The sequence below is a fragment of the Bradyrhizobium sp. TM102 genome (assembly GCF_009176685.1).
Lineage (GTDB): Bacteria > Pseudomonadota > Alphaproteobacteria > Rhizobiales > Xanthobacteraceae > Bradyrhizobium > Bradyrhizobium ottawaense.
On the sequence record NZ_AP021855.1, the window covers coordinates 5,485,022 to 5,503,914 of the forward strand.

18 protein-coding genes are annotated in these 18,893 nt (G+C 64.9%); all 18 read right to left on the reverse strand.

All coding sequences use genetic code 11. The annotated features are described in order from the left end of the window. The 18 genes from mmsB to GDN70_RS26235 all read right to left on the reverse strand — a co-directional run bounded on the left by mmsB (position 1) and on the right by GDN70_RS26235 (position 18,863). Positions 1 to 1,191: a multiple monosaccharide ABC transporter permease gene (mmsB, locus tag GDN70_RS26150; protein ID WP_152103236.1), complete on the reverse strand. Its 1,191-nt coding sequence runs from the start codon at positions 1,189 to 1,191 to the stop codon at positions 1 to 3. After that, on the reverse strand, positions 1,188 to 2,765 hold the full coding sequence (gene mmsA / locus GDN70_RS26155; RefSeq protein WP_152103237.1) for a multiple monosaccharide ABC transporter ATP-binding protein: 1,578 nt from the start codon (positions 2,763 to 2,765) through the stop codon (positions 1,188 to 1,190). The genes mmsB and mmsA overlap by 4 nt, the downstream gene beginning before the upstream one ends. 129 nt (positions 2,766 to 2,894) lie before the next feature. Next, positions 2,895 to 3,968, reverse strand: coding sequence for a multiple monosaccharide ABC transporter substrate-binding protein (chvE, locus tag GDN70_RS26160; protein WP_028142399.1), 1,074 nt, complete (start codon positions 3,966 to 3,968; stop codon positions 2,895 to 2,897). A gap of 72 nt (positions 3,969 to 4,040) precedes the next feature. Beyond that, a complete protein-coding gene (locus GDN70_RS26165) occupies positions 4,041 to 4,919 on the reverse strand; it encodes an SMP-30/gluconolactonase/LRE family protein (protein ID WP_028142398.1) in 879 nt (292 codons plus the stop codon). Then, positions 4,919 to 5,995, reverse strand: coding sequence for an aldose epimerase family protein (locus GDN70_RS26170; RefSeq protein ID WP_028142397.1), 1,077 nt, complete (start codon positions 5,993 to 5,995; stop codon positions 4,919 to 4,921). The genes GDN70_RS26165 and GDN70_RS26170 overlap by 1 nt, the downstream gene beginning before the upstream one ends. Before the next feature lie 2 nt (positions 5,996 to 5,997). Next, the gene (locus tag GDN70_RS26175; RefSeq protein WP_028142396.1) at positions 5,998 to 6,924 is read right to left on the reverse strand and encodes a Gfo/Idh/MocA family protein; all 927 of its coding nucleotides are present in this window, start codon (positions 6,922 to 6,924) and stop codon (positions 5,998 to 6,000) included. Then, the gene (locus GDN70_RS26180) at positions 6,921 to 7,685 is read right to left on the reverse strand and encodes a FadR/GntR family transcriptional regulator (protein WP_038947151.1); all 765 of its coding nucleotides are present in this window, start codon (positions 7,683 to 7,685) and stop codon (positions 6,921 to 6,923) included. The genes GDN70_RS26175 and GDN70_RS26180 overlap by 4 nt, the downstream gene beginning before the upstream one ends. After that, on the reverse strand, positions 7,682 to 8,662 hold the full coding sequence (gene yjfF, locus GDN70_RS26185; protein ID WP_028142394.1) for a galactofuranose ABC transporter, permease protein YjfF: 981 nt from the start codon (positions 8,660 to 8,662) through the stop codon (positions 7,682 to 7,684). Before yjfF ends, GDN70_RS26180 begins: the two co-directional genes overlap by 4 nt. Further along, the gene (locus GDN70_RS26190) at positions 8,659 to 9,651 is read right to left on the reverse strand and encodes an ABC transporter permease (protein WP_028142393.1); all 993 of its coding nucleotides are present in this window, start codon (positions 9,649 to 9,651) and stop codon (positions 8,659 to 8,661) included. Before GDN70_RS26190 ends, yjfF begins: the two co-directional genes overlap by 4 nt. Next, entirely contained in the window at positions 9,648 to 11,192 is a 1,545-nt protein-coding gene (locus GDN70_RS26195) for a sugar ABC transporter ATP-binding protein (protein ID WP_152103238.1), read from the reverse strand. Before GDN70_RS26195 ends, GDN70_RS26190 begins: the two co-directional genes overlap by 4 nt. 117 nt (positions 11,193 to 11,309) lie before the next feature. Beyond that, positions 11,310 to 12,275, reverse strand: coding sequence for a galactofuranose ABC transporter, galactofuranose-binding protein YtfQ (ytfQ, locus tag GDN70_RS26200; RefSeq protein WP_018315902.1), 966 nt, complete (start codon positions 12,273 to 12,275; stop codon positions 11,310 to 11,312). Between the two features lie 380 nt (positions 12,276 to 12,655). Then, positions 12,656 to 13,828 carry a fumarylacetoacetate hydrolase family protein gene (locus GDN70_RS26205; protein WP_152103239.1) on the reverse strand — a complete coding sequence of 391 codons (1,173 nt, stop codon included), beginning with the start codon at positions 13,826 to 13,828 and terminating at the stop codon, positions 12,656 to 12,658. A gap of 95 nt (positions 13,829 to 13,923) precedes the next feature. After that, complete coding sequence (locus tag GDN70_RS26210; protein ID WP_038947144.1) at positions 13,924 to 14,982, reverse strand: YeiH family protein; 1,059 nt, start codon at positions 14,980 to 14,982, stop codon at positions 13,924 to 13,926. A 110-nt stretch (positions 14,983 to 15,092) separates the two neighbouring features. Beyond that, positions 15,093 to 15,434: a hypothetical protein gene (locus tag GDN70_RS35585; RefSeq protein ID WP_240536282.1), complete on the reverse strand. Its 342-nt coding sequence runs from the start codon at positions 15,432 to 15,434 to the stop codon at positions 15,093 to 15,095. 42 nt (positions 15,435 to 15,476) lie between these two features. Next, positions 15,477 to 16,190, reverse strand: a complete 714-nt coding sequence (locus GDN70_RS26220) for an ABC transporter ATP-binding protein (RefSeq protein ID WP_038970575.1) — start codon at positions 16,188 to 16,190, stop codon at positions 15,477 to 15,479. Further along, on the reverse strand, positions 16,187 to 16,942 hold the full coding sequence (locus GDN70_RS26225) for an ABC transporter ATP-binding protein (RefSeq protein ID WP_038947140.1): 756 nt from the start codon (positions 16,940 to 16,942) through the stop codon (positions 16,187 to 16,189). Before GDN70_RS26225 ends, GDN70_RS26220 begins: the two co-directional genes overlap by 4 nt. A gap of 2 nt (positions 16,943 to 16,944) precedes the next feature. Continuing rightward, positions 16,945 to 17,964, reverse strand: a complete 1,020-nt coding sequence (locus GDN70_RS26230) for a branched-chain amino acid ABC transporter permease (protein WP_038947138.1) — start codon at positions 17,962 to 17,964, stop codon at positions 16,945 to 16,947. Further along, entirely contained in the window at positions 17,961 to 18,863 is a 903-nt protein-coding gene (locus tag GDN70_RS26235; protein WP_028142386.1) for a branched-chain amino acid ABC transporter permease, read from the reverse strand. The genes GDN70_RS26230 and GDN70_RS26235 overlap by 4 nt, the downstream gene beginning before the upstream one ends. Positions 18,864 to 18,893: the final 30 nt, after the last annotated feature.

Genomic DNA, 18,893 nt, shown 5'->3' on the forward strand with positions numbered 1-18,893 from the left:
CTACCGCCGCTGGTTATACACGTCGATACACACCGCCCCGAGCAGCACCAGGCCCTTGATCACCTGCTGGTAGTCGATGCCGATGCCGAGGATGGACATGCCGTTGTTCATCACGCCCATGATCATGGCGCCGACCACGGCGCCGCCGACGCGCCCGACCCCGCCATAGGCCGAGGCGCCGCCGATGAAGCAGGCGGCGATGACGTCGAGCTCGAAACCCAATCCCGCCTTCGGCGTCGCGGTGTTGAGGCGCGCGGCGAAGACGAGGCCGGCGAGCGCGGCCAGCACGCCCATGTTGACGAAGGTGAGGAAGGTCAGCCGTTCGGTCTTGATGCCCGACAGTTTTGCCGCCTTCGCATTGCCGCCGACCGCGTAGACTTGCCGGCCGATCACGGTGCGCCGGGTGACGAAGCCATAGAGCGCGATCAACGCGGTCATGATGACCAGCACGTTCGGCAGGCCGCGATGCGAGGCGATCAGATAGGTGAAATAGAGCACGGCGCAGGCGAGCAGAACGCTCTTCCCCAGGAAGAACACGTAGGGCTCGACCTCGATGCCATGCGATTGCTCGCGCGAACGGCCCTTGGCACTGGCATAGACGAGCCCGAGCGCGAGCACGGCACCGATCAGCATGGAGGTCGGATGCAGCGTGCCGGCTTCGGGCAGCAGTTCCGGAATGAAGCCCGACGACAGCTTCTGGAAGGTCGCCGGGAACGGGCCGAGCGACTGCCCCTGCAGCACCGCGAGCGCGAGGCCCTTGAACACCAGCATGCCCGCCAGGGTCACAATGAAGGACGGAATGCCGAAGAAGGCCACCCAATAGCCCTGCGCCGCGCCGATCGCCGCCCCCAGCAACAGGCAGGCGATGAAGGCGAGCGTGTAATCGATCTTGTAGGTCACCATCAGCACGGCGGCCACCGCGCCGACGAAGCCGGCGACCGAGCCGACCGACAGGTCGATATGGCCGGTGACGATCACCAGCAGCATGCCGAGCGCCATGATGACGATGTAGCTGTTCTGCAGCACCAGGTTGGTCAGGTTGAGCGGCTGCAGCAGCGTGCCGCCGGTCATGACCTGGAAGAACAGCATGATCGCGATCAACGACATCAGCATGCCGTAGTTGCGCAAATTGTTCTTGATGAAGCTGCCGTGCCGGCGCTCCTCGGGCAGCGATACCGTCTTGTCGGTCATGGCTGCATTCCTCCCATTTCCGCGGCCGCGGGCGCGGCGTTCCCAATGTTTCGTTCGTTGCGCATGATGGCGCGCATGATCTTTTCCTGCGTCGCGTCCGCACCCTTGAACTCGCCGACGAAGGCGCCGTCGTTCATGACGCAAATCCGGTCGCAGATGCCGAGCAGCTCGGGCATCTCCGAGGAGATCACCACGACGCCGCGGCCGGCTTCCGCCAGCTCGTTGATGATACAGTAAATCTCGTATTTGGCACCGACGTCGATGCCCCTTGTCGGCTCGTCCAGGATCAGCACCTTTGGGTCGGTCATCAGCCATTTCGACAGCACAACCTTCTGCTGGTTGCCGCCGGAGAGCTGGCCGGTCTCCTGGTAGACGTCGGAGCAGCGGATGCGCATGCGGGTGCGATAGTCGCTGGCGATCTTCAGCTCGGCGATGTCGTCGATCACGCGTTTGGGTGCAACCTGATCGAGGCTGGCGAGCGTGATGTTCTTGCGGACGTCGTCGGCCAGGATCAGGCCGAGCTGCTTGCGGTCCTCGGTGACGTAGGCAAGGCCGGCGTCGATCGCCGCCGCGACGCTCGGCAGCACCATGTCTCTGCCTTCGAGCCGGATGCTGCCGCTGATATTGCTGCCCCAGGAACGGCCGAACAGGCTCATGGCGAATTCAGTGCGGCCGGCGCCCATCAAGCCAGCAATGCCGACGACCTCGCCGCGCCTGACGCCGAAACTGACGTTCTTGATCACCTGCCGCTCGGGATGGATGGGGTGATAGACTGACCAGTTCGCGACGTCGAGCACAGGCTCGCCGATCTTCACGCTGCGCTCCGGGAAACGGTGAGCCATGTCGCGATTGACCATGCTGCGGATGATGCGGTCTTCCTGGATCGGCTCGGCGCGACAATCGATGCTGTCGACGGTGCGGCCGTCGCGGAGCACGGTGATGTGGTCGGCGACCTTGGCGACCTCATTGAGCTTGTGCGAGATCAGGATCGAGCCGATGCCCTGCTCGCGGAACGCCATCAGGCGTTCGAGCAGCGCGGCGCTGTCGGCCTCGTTGAGGCTCGCGGTCGGCTCGTCCAGGATCAGCATGCGCACCCGCTTGGACAGCGCCTTCGCGATCTCGACCAGCTGCTGCTTGCCCACGCCGAGATCAGTGATCAGGGTGTCCGGGGATTCCTTCAGGCCGACCTGTGCCAGCAGCTCACGTGTACGACGGTAGACCTCGTCGCGGTCGATGACGCCGAGCTTCGACGGCGGATGCGACAGGAAGATGTTCTCGGCGATCGACATCAGCGGGATCAGCGCCAGCTCCTGGTGGATGATGATGATGCCGAGCGCCTCGGAATCGTTGATGTCGCGGAAGCGCCGCTCCTCACCGTCGAAGACGATGGTGCCCTCGTAGCTGCCATGCGGGTAGACCCCGCTGAGCACCTTCATCAGCGTCGACTTTCCGGCGCCGTTCTCGCCGACGAGCGCGTGGATTTGCCCGGCGTGAACCGAGAAGTTGACGTCGCGCAGCGCCTGCACGCCGGCAAAGCTCTTGCTGACGTTGCGCATCTCCAGCATGGCGGTCATGGCGTCGTGTCCTTGGAAACTTTCGTGAATCCCTCCGCCGTCATTCCGGGGCGATGCGAAGCATCGAACCCGGAATCTCGAGGTTCCGGAGTCGCCCTTCGGGCGCCCCGGAACGACGGCACGAGAACTCTACTGGAACTGCGACTTCTTGTAGTAGCCGCTCTCAACCAGCACCTTCTCCCAATTGTCCTTGTAGACCACGACCGGCTTGAGCAGGTAGGACGGCACGGTCTTGACACCGTTCTCGTAGGTCTTGGTGTCGTTGACCGCGACCTGCTTGCCGGCCAGCGCGGCGTCGACCATGTCGGCGGTCACCTTGGCGAGGTCGCGGGTGTCCTTGAAGATGGTCGAGTACTGATCGCCGCGCAGCATCGCCTTGATCGAGGGCACCTCGGCGTCCTGCCCCGAAATGATCGGCATCGGCTGATCGGCGCTGCCGTAGCCGACGCCCTTCAGCGAGGAGATGATGCCGATCGAGATGCCGTCATAGGGCGAGAGCACGGCGTTGATCTTCTTGTTGCCGTAGTAGGCGCTGAGCAGATTGTCCATGCGGGCCTGGGCAGTGGCGCCGTCCCAGCGGAGCGTCGCGACCTTGTCCATGCCCATCTGGCCCGAGGCGACGACGAGCTTGCCGCTGTCGATATAGGGCTTCAGCACGCTCATCGCGCCGTTGTAGAAGAAGTAGGCGTTGTTGTCGTCGGGCGAGCCGCCGAACAGCTCGATGTTGAACGGGCCCTTGCCGTCCTTCAGCCCGAGCCCCTGCGCGATCGACTGCGCCTGGAGCACGCCGACCTGGAAATTGTCGAAGGTCGCGTAATAGTCGACGTTCGGCGTGCCGCGGATCAGGCGGTCATAGGCGATCACGGTGATGCCTTTGGCCTTGGCCTGCTTGAGCACGTCGGACAGCGTGGTGCCGTCGATCGCGGCGATCACCAGGGCTTTCGCGCCCTTGGTCACCATGTTCTCGACCTGCGAGAGCTGGTTCGGGATATCGTCCTCGGCATATTGCAAGTCGGTGTTGTAGCCGCGCTCCTTCAGCACCTTGACCATGTTGTTGCCGTCGTCGATCCAGCGCGCCGACGATTTGGTAGGCATCGCGATGCCGACGGTCGCCTTGTCCTGGGCGGAGGCGGTGAGGCCTGTGGCCATCGTCGCAGCGCCGGCCAGCGCCAGTGCGAGGAATGTCGTCTTCAGTTTCAGCATGTTTTACTCCCTTGGGTGTCAGACTGTTTCTTTATTTCGTCGAGAACGTCGTCGTGGGCTGCCTCCGGTCTCCTATGCGAGCTTGACGTCGGGCTCCGCGCGACCGCGCGCGGACGCCTCCAATAGAAACGTGCAACCGGCTTGCGGATCGGCGGCGCGCCCTGCCGCGTCCATATCCTGCCACGCTGACGTGACAAGGAGGCGCGACAGATCGGAACCGACGAAGGCGGGACAGCTCGCCTGCTTCGCCGGCACGCTCAGTGAGCGCAGACGCTCGCCTTGCGGGGAATAGACATCGATACGGCTCGCGCCCCAGCAGGCATTCCAGATGTTTCCGTCGGCATCGCACACCGAGCCATCGAGGCCGCCGATGCCGGTGTGGCGCAGCAGCACCTCCGGCTCGCCGCGCGGCAGGCCGGTCGCGGGATTGAGCGGGACTGCATAGAGCACGGCGCGCGCAGTGTCGGTGAAATAGCCAATGGCGCCATCCGGCGAGAAGCAAATCGAGTTGGGAATGCTGATGCCGGGAAACAGCGTCGAGATCTTGCCGCGATGGAGCGCGTAGATCGCCCCCGCCTTCGGCTCGGCCTTCTTGCCCATGGTGCCGATCCAGAACGTGCCGGACTGGTGCACACGGCAATCATTGGAGCGCGTGGCAGGATTGTCCGCCTCGAGCGGACAGAACAGCGTCATGGCGCCGTCGGCAAGCTTGCGGATATACAGACCGTCCTCGGCGACGATCAACTGGCGCTCGGCATCGATGCGCCCGAGCGCGCTCGCCATCCGGCCGAGCGCATGGACGCGGATGCTGCCGCTGCCGAGTTGCGCCTCGAACAACCGTCCTTCGCGGATGTCGAACCACCACGCCGTATCGGTGGTCACGTCATAGGTCGGGCCCTCGCCGAGATGGCAGGGATCGTCCGAGAGAACTGATGTCGGCACCTGTTCCATCATGACGTCCTCACACCGAAGCGATAGACCGTGTGGTGCCGATAGGCTCCGCCGGGATCGAGGCGCGGGCTCGGAAAATCCGGCCGGTTCGGCGCGTCAGGCCAGATGTGCGGCTCCAGGCACATGGCATCCGATTGCCGGATCAGCTTGCCGCCCTTCCCCGAAATCGTGCCATCGAGATAGTTGCCGGAATAAACCTGAACGCCGGGCTGATCGGTGAACAGCTCCATGACGCGCCCCGAGCGCGGTGCCTCCAGCCGGGCAGCAAGTGCGAGCTTGCCGTCGCGCGCGAGGCAGTAGGTGTGGTCGTAACCCCTGCCGCTCTGCAATTGCTCATCGCTCTGCCGGATGCGCTCGCCAACCTGCCGAGGCTCCCGGAAGTCGAACGGCGTGCCGGCCACCGCGCGCGGCGGTCCGGGCAGCGGAATGGCGGTGGGATCGATGGCGAGGAAATGTTCGGCGGCAACCGTCAGCCTGTGATCGAGAATGGGCGTGCCTGACGTTGCGCCTTCCAGATTGAAGAAGCTGTGGTTGGTCAGGTTGACGATGGTGGGACGGTCGGTCCGCGCCTCCATGCTCAACGACAATTCGGTCGGGCCGGTGACGCGATAGGTCAGGCGGACATCGAGCTGGCCGGGATAATTCTCCTCGCCATGCGGACTGACATAGGTCAGCGTCACCGCGGGCTCGGCGCCGTCGTCGATCTCCGCAATCTGCCAGAGCTTGCGGTCGAATCCATCGAGGCCGCCGTGCAGCGCGTTCGGCCCGTTGTTGACGGGAAGTTGCACCGTCTCGCCGTCGAGCGAGAACTGCCCCTTGGCAATGCGGTTGGCATAGCGGCCGACGGTGGCCCCAAGGAACTTTCGCTCCGCGAGATAGCCGGCGAACGCGTCATGGCCGAGCACGACGTCGTCATGACCGCCCTTCGCATCCGGCGCAATCAGCGCCTGGATCACCGCGCCGTGGGTGATGATGCGCGCCTCGAAGTCGCCCTCGCCGCGCAGCACGATGCGCTCGACCTTGCGACCGTCAGGCAGTGTGCCGAAGATGTCTTTTGTGATTTTTGATGCGGCCATGTCTAATCCACAAACGGTTCGACGACGGTGCGCCTGCCGAGCAGGAAGGCGTCGGCAACGAGGCGAAGCGGCGTCAGATCGACGTCGCTTGCGCCGGTCGCCGCGAGCTCGACGAAGCGCCGGTAGAGCCCGCGATATTCTTCATCGGGCGCCTCGGCAAGCACCTTGCCGTCGACCTCCAACCGTGCGCCACCGCTGGACAAAGTCATCCGGCCCTGGTCGGTATCGACGAGGATATCCCAGCTCTGCGGTCCGGTCTGGCGGAAATCGAACTCGGCGGTGACAGCAAGGCCGTCGATGTCCGTCAGCGTCAGGTTAGCCGCAATCGGTGCCTGGCAATTGGCGGGAAACGCCAACTCGGCCGCGGTGACGAACACGGGCTTCGGCAGGATTTTGGTCAGGATCGACAGCGCGTTGATGCCGGGATCGAACACGCCGAGGCCGCCTGGTTCCCAGATCCAGCCCTGACCGGGATGCCAGACGCGAACATCCTCCTTCCAGCTGACGTGCACCGACTTGATGCGTCGCTCAGCGAGCCATTGCCGCGCGGGCTCGACCGCCGGCGCATGGCGCGAATGCCAGGTCGCAAACAGCGTGCGCTTTGCCTCCGCCGCCATCGCTACAAGCGGATCGAGCTCGGCGACACCGATGCCCGGCGGCTTCTCCAGCATGACATGCTTGCCGGCCGCGAGCGCCGCGGCGGCCTGCGCGCGCCGCACCTGCGGCGGTGTGCAGAGCGAGACCGCATCGATCGGCGGTCCCTTTTCCAGCAGCTCCTCGATGGTCGCGAAATGCGGCAGTCCCGGCAGCGAGGCGTTACGGCTGGCAATGGCCGCCAGCGCCGCGCCCGGCACGGCGGCGATTGCGCCGACATGCTGGTCACGCGCGATCTTGCCGAAGCCGACGATGGCGATGCGAAGTTCCGTCACGATCCCTCTCCAGATTCCACGGAGGCCGGTGCGGTCTCGATGACCGTGCCCTCATGGCGATGCATGCCGTTATGAATGACGAAAATCATCGCCTCAGAGGCGGCCTCCGCATCGCCGGCCGCAATGGCATCGACGATCTTCTGGTGCCAGAGCAGCACCGTGTCGCGGTCTTCCAATTCGACCGGCGCACTCAGCAGGAACGAGGCGCGAAGCGCGGCCTCGATGACGTGACCGATCGAGCGCATGAACAGGTTGCCGGAGGCGCGCGCCACGGCGACGTGGAGTGCGAGGTCGGCATCGGCAAAGCCGACCGAATCGGACGCTTCGAGCCGCATGCGGTCCATGCTGCGCCGAAGCTCGGCCAGGTCCTCCTCCGACCGCTGCGCGGCCGCCAGCATCGCCGCGCGCGGCTCGACCGCGAGACGGATCTCGGCGAGGTCGTTGAGGAAACGCTTGTCGATGCCGGCGTCCAGATGCCAGGCCAGGACGTCGGCGTCGAACATGTTCCAGGCGGCGCGTTCGCGTACGACGGTGCCGACGCGCGCCTTGGTGGTCAGCAGGCCCTTGGCGACCAGGGTCTTCACGCTCTCCCGCAGCACCGGCCGCGACACGCCGAACATCGCGATCATCTCGGCATCACCAGGCAGGCGAGTACCCTCGGCGTAGCGGCCGGCGATGATGTCGATGCCGATCGAGCGGGCGACCTCCGCATGGTTGGAGTGAGCCCGCCGCGTCGGGATGACGACGATGCGCGATGTCATGTGGCGGCTCCTGCGCTCTTCGCCAGCGGCCGGCGCGCGAGCGCGACCAGTCCCTGCTGCAAGGCAATAAAGGCGAACAGCAAGATACCGGTCGCGATCTTGGTCCACCAGCTCGACAGCGTGCCGTCGAAATTGATGTAGGTCTGGATCAGGCCCTGGATCAGCACGCCGAGGAAAGTACCGATCACCGAGCCCTGCCCGCCCGTGAGCAGCGTGCCGCCGATCACGACGGCGGCGATGGTCTCGAGCTCGACGCCGACGGCGGAAAGCGAATAGCCGGCGCTGGTGTAGAACGAGAAGACAATGCCGGCGATGCCTGCGAGCAGGCTCGACAGCATGTAGATCTTCACCGTCATCTTGCCGACCGCAACGCCCATCAGGCTCGCGGTCGTCCGGCTGCCGCCGAGCGCATAGACGTTGGCGCCGAACCGGGTGAGATGCAGCAGCAAGGCTCCGCCGATCACGATCGCGAGCATGATGATCGCAATTGCCGTCAATCGCCCGCCACCCGGCAATCGCAAGGCGAAGTCCGACACGGTGGAATAGATCGGCGCGGTGATCGGTATGGATTCGGTGGAGAGCAGGAAGCTCGCTCCGCGCGCCAGGAACATGCCGGCGAGCGTCACGATGAAGGGTGGCAAATCAAAGACATGGATCACCGCGCCCATCGCCGCACCGAAGGCCGCCGAGAGTGCGAGGACGGCGACGAAAGCAACCAGCGGCGGCATGCCCCAGCGCTCGATCGCGAGCGCAACGAAGACCGTGGTGAAGCCGATCACCGAGCCGACCGAGAGATCGATGCCGCCGGAGATGATGACGAAGGTCATGCCGGCCGCGACGATGCCGAGGAAAGCGTTGTCGGTGAGGAGATTGCCGACGACGCGGGTCGAGGCGATGTTGGGAAACTGCACCGCGCAGGCTGCGAAGCCCGCGACCAGCACGATCGCCGTAATGAGGGCGGGCGGCAGACCTCTCATGCCTTCGTCCTCCGCAGCCGCGCAGAGATGCCGGCAAAGCCGGTCAGCTTCGGCGATTGCAACAACAGCACCGTGAGCACCACTACCGCCTTGACCAGCAGGTTGAACTCCGGCGGATAGCCGGACAAAAGGATGCCGGTGTTCATGGTCTGGATGATCAGCGCGCCGAGTACGGCCAGCACGAGGCTGAAGCGGCCGCCGAACAACGAGGTGCCGCCGATCACCACGGCCAGGATCGCATCGAGCTCGAGCCAGAGGCCGGCATTGTTCGCGTCTGCCCCCATGATGTCGGCCGCCGCGATCACGCCAGCCAGCGCGGCGCAGACGCCGCACCAGACATAGACCGACAGGATCATCGCACGGGTGCCGACGCCGGCAAGCTCGCTCGCCCGCGCGTTGCCGCCGGTCGCCTCGATCAGGAGCCCCAGCGCCGAGCCACGTACCACCGCGCCGGTGAGGATCAGCATGCCGAGCGTAATCACGACCGGTACCGGCAGGCCGAGCACCGAGCCATTGCCGAGCCAGACCAGATCCGGCGAGGAGAACGTCACGATGCGTCCCTCGGTGATGAGCTGGGCGATGCCGCGTCCGGCCACCATCAGGATCAACGTCGCCACGATCGGCTGCATGCCGAGTACCGCGACAAGGAAGCCGTTCCACAGCCCGCAAATCAGGCCCGCGCCGAGCGCTGCCGCCAGCACGACGGCCAGACTGTGAGTGTCGGCGAGGCTCGCCGCGATCGCGCCCGCGATCGCCATGACGGCGCCAACCGACAGATCGATGCCGCGCGTCGCGATCACCAGAACCATGCCGAGTGACAGCAGCGCCACCGGCGTGCCGCGGTTGAGCACGTCGATCAGGCTGCCGAACAGACGGCCGTCCTGGAGGCGCAGGTCGAAGAATTGCGGCGACACAACACGGTCGACCGCGAGGATGACGATCAATGCGAGGATCTGGGCAAGGCCGCGGCGCGGCAACAGCGCTGTCATGTGTGGGCCTCAAGCGCAACAGCGACGCTATCGGCGGCAATGGCCGCGAGAATGTTGCCGACGTCGACCGCGTCGCCCGCCAGCTCCTCGACATGGGCGCGGTCGCGCAGCACCACGACGCGGTCGGAATAGGTCACGATCTCATCGAGCTCGGAGGAGATCACGAGCAGCGACAAGCCGTCGTCGCAGAGCTCGCGGATCAGGCAGATGATCTCGGCATGCGCGCCGACGTCGATGCCGCGGGTCGGCTCGTCCAGCACCAGAAGCCGCGGCGAGGTCGCGAGCCAGCGCGCCAGCAGAACCTTCTGCTGATTGCCGCCGGACAACAGGCCGACGGGGCGCTCAGCATCGGGCGGACGGATGTCGAGCATCTTGACGTAGCGGCGCGCGATCTCGTCCTGCTCGCGGCGCGACAGCGGCCGATGCAGGCCGCGTTTGGCCTGGAGCGCGAGCACGATGTTCTCGCGCACCGTGAGCTCGGCAACGATGCCGTCGGTCTTGCGCTCCTCCGGGCAATAGCCGAAGCCGTGGCGTACGCCGTCGCGAGGCGACTGCAGCCGCACCGGCACACCTTCCACCCTCGCCTTCCCGCCATCGGCGCGCTCGGCGCCGAACACCAGCCGCGCCGTCTCGGTCCGGCCCGAGCCGAGCAGGCCGGCGAGACCGACGACCTCGCCATGGCGCAGCTCGAGATTGAACGGCGCGACATAGCCGGCCTTGCCGTAATTCTCGAAACTCGCGCAGATTTCGCGCACCTTGTGCTCGCCCGCTGATGCGCGTGCGCTGGTGGTCTCGGCCAACTCGCGGCCGAGCATCAGCCGGATCAGCTCGAGGCGCGGCAGCGAGGCGGTCTCGCGCTCGCCGACGAGGCGACCGTTGCGCAGCACGGTGATGCGATCGGAGATCTCGTAGACCTGGTCGAGGAAGTGACTGACGAAGACGATGCCGATGCCGCGTTTCGCGAGCTGGCGCATGATGCCGAACAGGATCTCGACCTCGTGACGGTCGAGACTCGCGGTGGGCTCGTCCAGGATCAACACCCGCGCGGAGAGATCGACGGCGCGCGCGATCGCGGTGACGTGCTGCACGGCGACCGAATAGTTGCCGAGCGGCGCGGCGACGTCGATGTCGAGGCCAAACTCCGCAAGCAGCGCCTTGGCGCGGCGGCGCATCTCGCCCTCACGCACGATGCCGAAGCGCATTGGCTGGCGATCGAGGAACAGATTCTGCGCCACCGACAGGTTCGGCAGCAGATTGACCTCCTGGTAGACGGTGGCAATGCCCGCGGCCAGCGCTGCCTTGGCCGAGCGCGGCGCGACCTCTTCACCGCCGATCCTGACGATGCCGGCGTCGCGTGGGAATACGCCGGTGACGACCTTGATCAGCGTGGACTTGCCGGCGCCGTTCTCGCCGAGCAACGCATGGATCTCGCCGGCGCGCAGCGTGAAGTCGACCTCCTGCAGCGCGCGCACAGCGCCGAAGCTCTTGCTGATCCCGCGCACCTCAAGAAGGGGCAGAGCAGGATCGGGGCTGTTCTGCATGGCAAATTCGCTCCCACGGGTGCCCGCCATTGAAGCGGACACCCAGCCTAGTCGTTCGTGCAGCGGTTTCGAAGGGGGGCGACGGACCACCGGAAGCGGTCCGGCGCGGCGCCCGCCTCAGTAACCGAGGCCCTTCTTGCTGTCGTAGATCTTCTGCGGATCATCGGCGGCAGTATAGAGCTTGGACTCGGTCTGAATCCACTTCGGCGGTACCGTGCCCTTGCCCTTGAAGGCTGCGACGGCATCCAGTGCTGGGCCGGCCATGTTCGGCGTCAGCTCCACCGTGGCGTTCGCTTCGCCGGCAACCATCGCCTTGAAGATATCGGGGACCGCGTCGATCGAAACGGTGAGGATATCCTTGCCGGGCTTGAGGCCGGCTTCCTTCATCGCCTGAATCGCGCCCACCATCATGTCGTCGTTGTGGGCGTAGACCGCGCAGATGTTCTTGCCGCCGCCTTCGGCCTTGATGAAGCTTTCCATCACCTCCTTGCCCTTGGCGCGGGTGAAGTCGCCGGTCTGGCTGCGCACCACCTTCAGGTTCGCGTGCTTGGCGATGGCGGTGTCGAAGCCTTTCTTGCGGTTGGTGGCGACGCTGGCGCCGACGGTGCCCTGCAGCTCGACGATGTTGCAGGCCTTGGCGCCGACTGTCTTGGCCAGCCAGTCGCCGGCGACCTCGCCCTCATGCACGCTGTCCGAGGTGACCGCGGTGAGATAGAGCTCCTTGCCGGACGGATCGATGTCGCGGTCGAGCAGCACGACCGGGATCTTGGCTTCCTTGGCCTCCTTCAGCACCGAGTCCCAGCCGGTCGAGACCACGGGCGCGAGGAAGATCGCATCGACGTTCTGCGCGATGAAGGAGCGGATCGCCTTGATCTGGTTCTCCTGCTTCTGCTGCGCGTCGGCGATCTTGAGATTGACCTTGCGCTTGGCGGCCTCCTGCTTGGAGACCGACGTCTCGGCCGCGCGCCAGCCGGATTCCGATCCGATCTGCGAGAAGCCGATGGTGAGCTCGGCGGCATTCGCCGGCAGCGCGAGCAGCAAGGCGGCCGTGGCGCTGGCCGCAAAGAGGGCTTTGAGGATCATCAGGCGAGTCTCCCAAGATGTTATCCGGGGCGCCTATTGGTAACATGGCACCCGCAGGCCGGCCTTCGAGGCGGCGGGAGGGACTATTTCACGGAAGAAGAGTTCCGACTAGTCATATTATTTGACTATTTAGAGGAAATCGCGCCGAGCGGCGGCAGGCGATTCTAAGACACGCCAAGCGCGATTTTGTTCCCCCGATGCAACGGGAAGATGAAGGAGGTTTGTAGGTGAGTCCAGCCACGGACAACCGTCATGGCCGGGCCTGTCCCGGCCATCCACGCCTTACTTCGCCTGACAAAGAACGTGGATGCCCGGGACAAGCCCGGGCATGACGGCCTCATAGACGTTCGCGTGGGAGGTCAGCTGCGAGACGTGAAGCGCTAAATCAGCTTCCGCTGCGCCAGGTTCTTCATCAACGCACCGATGCCGAAGGTCCAGGGCTCGCACTCGTCGCTGGTGCGCATGCGGTTGACGAGCTTGCCGAGCTGGGGCGCTGCGATCGTGACGATGTCGTCGCGCTTGTGGGTGAACCCCTGCCCCGGCGCATCGCGATCCTTGACCGGCGCGAACATCGTGCCGAGGAACAGCACAAAGCCATCAGGATATTGATGCACCTTGCCGATGGTCTGCTCGACCAGATCGGTCGGATCACGGCTGATCTTGCTGATCGAGGAATGGCCGTCGAGAACGAAGCCGTCCGCCCCCTTCACGTTCAGGCTGATGTCGAGCTTGCGCGCATCGTCGAGCGTAAAACTGTCGTCGAACAGGCGCAGCAGCGGTCCTATCGCGCAGGAGGCGTTGTTGTCCTTGGCCTTCGACAGCAGCAGCGCCGAGCGTCCTTCGAAGTCGCGCAGATTGACGTCGTTGCCGAGCGCGCCGCCGACGATCTTGCCGCGGCTCGACACGAACAGCACGAGCTCCGGCTCCGGATTGTTCCAGGTCGATTTCGGATGCAGGCCGGCATCCATGCCGGTGCCGACCGAGGACATGGTCGGCGCCTTGGTGAACACTTCGGCATCGGGACCGATGCCAACCTCGAGATATTGGCTCCAGGCGTTCTGGTCGATCAGCACCTGCTTCAGATGCATCGCCTGGTCGGAGCCAGGCTTGAGCTTCGACAAATCATCGCCGATCAGCCGCGTCACTTCCTTGCGGATCGCTTCGGCCGAGGCCGGATTGCCCTTTGCGCGCTCCTCAATCACGCGCTCCAGCATCGAGATGGCAAAAGTGACGCCGGCAGCCTTCAGCGTCTGCAGGTCCACGGGCGCAAGCAGCCAAGGTTTTTGGCGATCGCGCTGGTCCGGCGCCGTGTTGGCCACGATGGCGTCGAGATCGCCGATGCGCTCGCCCTTGGTCAGGCTCAGCGCCTTGGCCGGGTTGTCCTCTTCGCAGAGCGCGCTGATGGTCGGAAATCTTGCGGTGACGTCGAACACGCCGTCGCCACGGACGGCGACCACGGCCGGACCGTTCGCCTGCGGCAGCCAGACGCGGCCGGCGAGTGCGCCGCGTGTTCCGTCCTCAGGGAGAAGGTCTTTCACCGTCAATGTCGTCATGGCCGCGCCCTCGTTGTTTCTCGGATCAGCCGCAGCCGATCACATTGGCGAAAACCAATAAACGTCTGGCGGGGGAAGTCCAGAGAGCGCGCCGCTCACTTGAACCAATGCACCAGTGCGATGCTGATGCCGAGCAGCAGCATCAGCGACAGCGTTACCGCGGCCGTCACCCGCCCGCCGACATTGGCGAGCACGCGTACGTCGACGCCGAGACCGAGAGCCGCCATCGACACCACGGTGAGAAAGCTCGTGATCTTGGTCACCGGACCAACCACCGTCCCCGGCACGATTTCGAGGGAACGCAAGGTCGCCAGCGCCAGAAAGCCGAGGATGAACCAGGGCACCAGGCGGAAGAAGCCAACATGGGTCTTCTTGGCATCGCTCTGCCAGCGCGAGGCGGCGAGCGACAGGCCGACCACGACCGGCCCGAGCATCAGCACACGCATCAGCTTCACGAGCGTGCCGATCTGCGTCGAGACGAGCCCGGCCGGGACCGTCGCGGCCAGCACCTGCGGCACCGCATAGACCGTGAGGCCCGCGAGGATGCCGTATTGCGTGGCAGACAATTGCAACAGCGGAATCAGCAGCGGCAGGCCGAGCACCATCATCACGCCAAGGATCGCGGTGAAGGAGATTGAGGATGCGATCTCGTCATTGTTGGCGCCGATGATCGGGGCCACGGCGGCGATCGCCGAATTGCCGCAGATCGAGTTGCCGCAGGCGATCAGGATCGACAACCGCGTCGACAGACCCAGCATCCGGCTGATGCCAAAGGAGACGCAGAGCGCAATCACCACGACCGCTGCGATCGACGCCAGCAGCGCGACGCCGGAGGCCGCGATGGCGGCGAAGCTGATCGAGGCGCCCAGCAGCATGACCGCGACTTCGAGGAGCTGTTTTGCGCTGAAGGCGATGCCGGCCTGCCAGCGCGGCGCGGGTTTCCAGAAGCTGCGCAGGGCCATCCCGAGCAGGATCGCCATCACCAGCGCCTCGACATAGGGATGCTCGAAAACGCCAAGCTCCGCCCTTTCGAGCAGGGCCGAGACACCGGCGACGGCGACACAGAGGAGGATGCCTGGAATCAGCGCGAAAATACGGCTCGCGGCGGTGGCCGGCTTGGCATCGGCCGGGCTGGATGCTTGATTCTGCGACACAAATCTCTCCCAGAGGAGAAAGATTTATACGCAGCGCCAGCTCAATGGGGAATAAGTTTTCGACATATCAGGGCCGAGGGAAGTTCTGTCCTAACCCGGAATAAACGGCCTCAGAAGATTAGGCTCTTGGCGAGCGAGGCCACACGGCTGAACCCGTCGTAAACGCCGGGTTCGAAGAACGCTGCACGCGCGAGCACGATTCCGGCCACGAGCGACCAGAACACCCCGGTGCCGACCCGCAACAGGAGCTTTGACGCGCGCGACTTCGGCTGGGCATCCGTCGCGGATACCAACTGCTCGCCAAAGGGCTCAAATCCAGTGCGTTCCATAGCAGGCCAATCCATCAATTCGTGGCTGAAATGTCGTCTTTTCGACCCCAAACAGCAATGGAAGCGATTGGCTTTTTTGGTCCCCCGCGGGGAAACTCCTTCCGCCGGAATGACCTCGGACAACCGCTTTCTTCTTCGGGCCTATTCGGACACCGCCCGCCCGGCTCAGAGGGCCAGATAACGCCGGCGGATGGCGTCGTTGGCCTTCAGCTCGTCGATTCCGGCGGCATAGACGATTTGGCCCTTGTCGATGACCGTGGCGTGGCTCGCGAGCCCCAGGCAGAAATGCATGTTCTGTTCGGCGATCAGCACGGTCGATCCGATGCTTCGAAGCTGCCGCAACAATTCGCCGATCCGCTGCACGATGATCGGCGCAAGCCCCTCGCTCGGCTCGTCCAGCAGCAACAGCGCAGGATTGCCCATCAGCGTGCGCGCGATGGCCAGCATCTGCTGCTCGCCGCCCGAGAGACGCCCGGCAATGCGATGGCGCAGCGGTTCCAGCAGCGGGAAGACCTCATAGATGCGCTTGATCGGCCATTCGTCCTGGCCCTCCGGCCCCCTCTTCTTCCCGATGACGAGATTGTCCTCGACCGTATGCTCCGGAAAGATCTGGCGGTCCTCCGGCACGAAGCCAAGACCGGCGCGCGCAATATGATGCGGCTTCCGGCCCGAGATCAGAGCACCGCGCAGGCTCACTTTGCCCCGTCGCGGCGGCGCCAGCCCCATGATCGCCTTCATGGTCGTCGATTTGCCGGCCCCGTTGCGGCCCAGGAGTGCCATGGTCTCGCCTTGCCGCACCGAGAGGCCGACACCGAACAGGATCTGGCTGGTGCCATAATAGACGTCGAGATCGGCGACCTCGATGACGACAGAGCTCATCCGGCCGCTCCTGCATGTTCGGTGCCGAGATAGGCTTCGATCACGGCGCTGTCGTTGCGGATCTCCTCGGGCGTGCCGGTGGCGAGGATGCGGCCGTAGCAGAGCACGACGATTTTTGGCGCAATCTTGAAGACGATGTCCATGTCGTGCTCGATGAAGACGACCGTGATTTTTTGCGTCTCCCAGAGCTCGCGCACCTTGTCGATCATGCGCCAGCGCTCCTCGGGGCCCATGCCGGCGGTGGGCTCGTCCAGCAGCAGCACCTTCGGTTCGAGCACCAGCGCCAGCGCAATGTCGAGCAGCTTTTGATCGCCATGTGACAGCGTCGCGGCCGTGCGATGGCGCTTGCCGGCAAGGCCCAGCAGCTCCATCACGTGCTCGGCGCGGTCGCGCGTCTCCGGCAGAGGAAAGCGCTTGTGCAGCACTGCCGAGGTGCGCTGGTCGGCACTGACGGCGGCTAACATGGTCTCCTGCACCGTCAGCGACTTGAAGATGCTCGCCACCTGGAAGGCGCGGCCGATGCCGTGACGGACGATCTCCGGCGGCGAGCGGCCGGCGAGGTCGACACCGTCGAGCAGCACCTGGCCGGTGTCAGGCTTCAACGCGCCGGTGATCAAATTGAAGAAGGTGCTCTTGCCCGCGCCGTTCGGACCGATCACCGCAGTGAGCGAACCGTCGGGGAAATCCAGCGAGACGTCGTTGGTCGCCTTCACGCCACCAAAGGATTTTGCGAGGTTGCGGATCTCCAGCATCGCTAGCGGCCCTCGCCTGCGTCACGCCGCTGCGAGAACCACTCGGCGACGAAATCCAGCAGGCCCTTGCGCAGGCCCAGCGCGAAGAACAGGATGACCACGCCGAGCACGATGCCGTGATACTCGGTGAACCGCGTCACGGTGTCGTTGAGCAGCAGCAGCAGCACGGTGCCGACCATCGGCCCCAAAAAGGTTGAAACGCCGCCGAGCATGTTGATGAAGATGCCTTCACCCGAGATGGTCCAATAGGCGAATTCCGGATAGGCGCCGGAAACGAACAGCGCCATCACCATGCCGCCCATCGCCGCGAACAGCGCCGCCAGCACGAACACGGTGAGCTTGGCGCGCCAGACGTCGATACCGAGAAAGCTCGCGCGCGCGGCATTGTCGCGGATCATCCGCAACGTGTAGCCGAACGGCGATTGCGCGATCTGCCGCATCGCGAGCAGCCCAAGGATCAACAGCGCGCAGCTCGCGATGTAGAGATGGACGTGGTTGGCCAGATCGATGCCGAGAAAGACGGGTCGCGGAATGCCGCCGCGCAGGCCCTGGTCACCGCCGGTGAACGAAGCCCAGGACAGGATGGTCGAGTGGATCAGCATCTGGAAGGCGAGCGTGACGAAGGCGAAATAGATCTCCTTCAGCCGCACGCAGATCGCGCCGATCACGGCCGCGATGAGCGCCGTGATCGCCAGCGTCGCAACGAAGGCGACCGGAATGGGCACGCCGAGCTTCTGCATGATCAGGCCGAAGCTGTAGGCGCCAAGGCCGAAGAACATGCCATGGCCGAACGAGGTCAGGCCGGTGTAGCCGACCAGGAGGTTGAGCGAGGTCGCGAACAGTCCGTAGGCGGAGCAGCGGATGACGAAATCGAGCAGCGCCTTGCTGCCCGTCAACAGCGGCAGGCTCGCCAGCACGGCAAAAGCGATCAGCGCGATCAGGACGTCGCGATAGCGTTGCAGCACCGAGCCACCGCGCACGGGTGCCAGCCCTTGCGCGTGTCCGGCCTCCAGCTCGGTCATGCCGCCTCCTTGCCGAACAGGCCGGTGGGTTTCGAGACCAGCACGATCACCATGAACAGATACATCAGGCCTTCCGTGAACAGCGGAAAGCCGAGCGAGCCGAACGAGCGGATCAGGCCGAGCAGCAACGCGCCGATCAGGGCGCCCAGGATCGAGCCCATGCCGCCGATCACGGTGACGATGAAGGATTCGATCAGCACCGAGAATCCCATCCCGGGCGTGAGCGAGCGCACCGGCGCGGCGAGCGCACCCGCGAGGCCCGCCAGCATGCCGCCGAGCGCAAACACGCCGCCATAGATCAGGCCCGTGTTGATGCCGAGCGCGGACACCATGCCGGGATTTTGCGCGGCGGCGCGGATCACCTTGCCGATGCGGCTGCGCGACAACCCGATGCCGAGCACGACAGCCGCAACGAGCGCAACGCCGATCAGCAGCAGATAATAAGGCGGCACCACGCCGCCGGCGATGAACAGCGGCATCACCTGGAACGCGGACGGCATGCCCATCGACTTGAATTCCGGCCCCCAGATCAGGCGCACGACATCGTCGAAGATCAGCACGAAGGCGTAGCAGACGAGGAGCTGCATCAAGACGTCCGCGCCATAGACGCGGCTCATGAAGACGCGCTCGAAGATCAATCCGAGAATGGCGGTGCCGGCCGCGCCCGCCAGCATCGCGAGCGCGAAGCTCCCGGTGAGCTGATAGGCGGTCATCGCGAAATAGGCGCCGAACATGTAGAAGGCGCCGTGGCTGAAATTGACCACCTTGAGCACGCCGAAGATCAGCGTCAGCCCGACCGCAACCAGGAACAGCAGCATGCCGATGATGAGGCCGCTGGTGGTCTGCGTCACCAGGCAGGCGGAGCTGGAGAGGCAGCCGGCAAGCGCGTCGAGATCCACGGGAGCACTTTCATTGCGGCGCGCCTGACA

Coding starts and splice junctions, on each gene's coding strand:
- mmsB (WP_152103236.1), bottom strand. CDS start 1,191: ATGACCGACAAGACGGTATCGCTGCCCGAGGAGCGCCGGCACGGCAGC.
- mmsA (WP_152103237.1), bottom strand. CDS start 2,765: ATGACCGCCATGCTGGAGATGCGCAACGTCAGCAAGAGCTTTGCCGGC.
- chvE (WP_028142399.1), bottom strand. CDS start 3,968: ATGCTGAAACTGAAGACGACATTCCTCGCACTGGCGCTGGCCGGCGCT.
- GDN70_RS26165 (WP_028142398.1), bottom strand. CDS start 4,919: ATGGAACAGGTGCCGACATCAGTTCTCTCGGACGATCCCTGCCATCTC.
- GDN70_RS26170 (WP_028142397.1), bottom strand. CDS start 5,995: ATGGCCGCATCAAAAATCACAAAAGACATCTTCGGCACACTGCCTGAC.
- GDN70_RS26180 (WP_038947151.1), bottom strand. CDS start 7,685: ATGACATCGCGCATCGTCGTCATCCCGACGCGGCGGGCTCACTCCAAC.
- yjfF (WP_028142394.1), bottom strand. CDS start 8,662: ATGAGAGGTCTGCCGCCCGCCCTCATTACGGCGATCGTGCTGGTCGCG.
- GDN70_RS26190 (WP_028142393.1), bottom strand. CDS start 9,651: ATGACAGCGCTGTTGCCGCGCCGCGGCCTTGCCCAGATCCTCGCATTG.
- GDN70_RS26195 (WP_152103238.1), bottom strand. CDS start 11,192: ATGCAGAACAGCCCCGATCCTGCTCTGCCCCTTCTTGAGGTGCGCGGG.
- ytfQ (WP_018315902.1), bottom strand. CDS start 12,275: ATGATCCTCAAAGCCCTCTTTGCGGCCAGCGCCACGGCCGCCTTGCTG.
- GDN70_RS26205 (WP_152103239.1), bottom strand. CDS start 13,828: ATGACGACATTGACGGTGAAAGACCTTCTCCCTGAGGACGGAACACGC.
- GDN70_RS26220 (WP_038970575.1), bottom strand. CDS start 16,190: ATGAGCTCTGTCGTCATCGAGGTCGCCGATCTCGACGTCTATTATGGC.
- GDN70_RS26225 (WP_038947140.1), bottom strand. CDS start 16,942: ATGCTGGAGATCCGCAACCTCGCAAAATCCTTTGGTGGCGTGAAGGCG.
- GDN70_RS26230 (WP_038947138.1), bottom strand. CDS start 17,964: ATGACCGAGCTGGAGGCCGGACACGCGCAAGGGCTGGCACCCGTGCGC.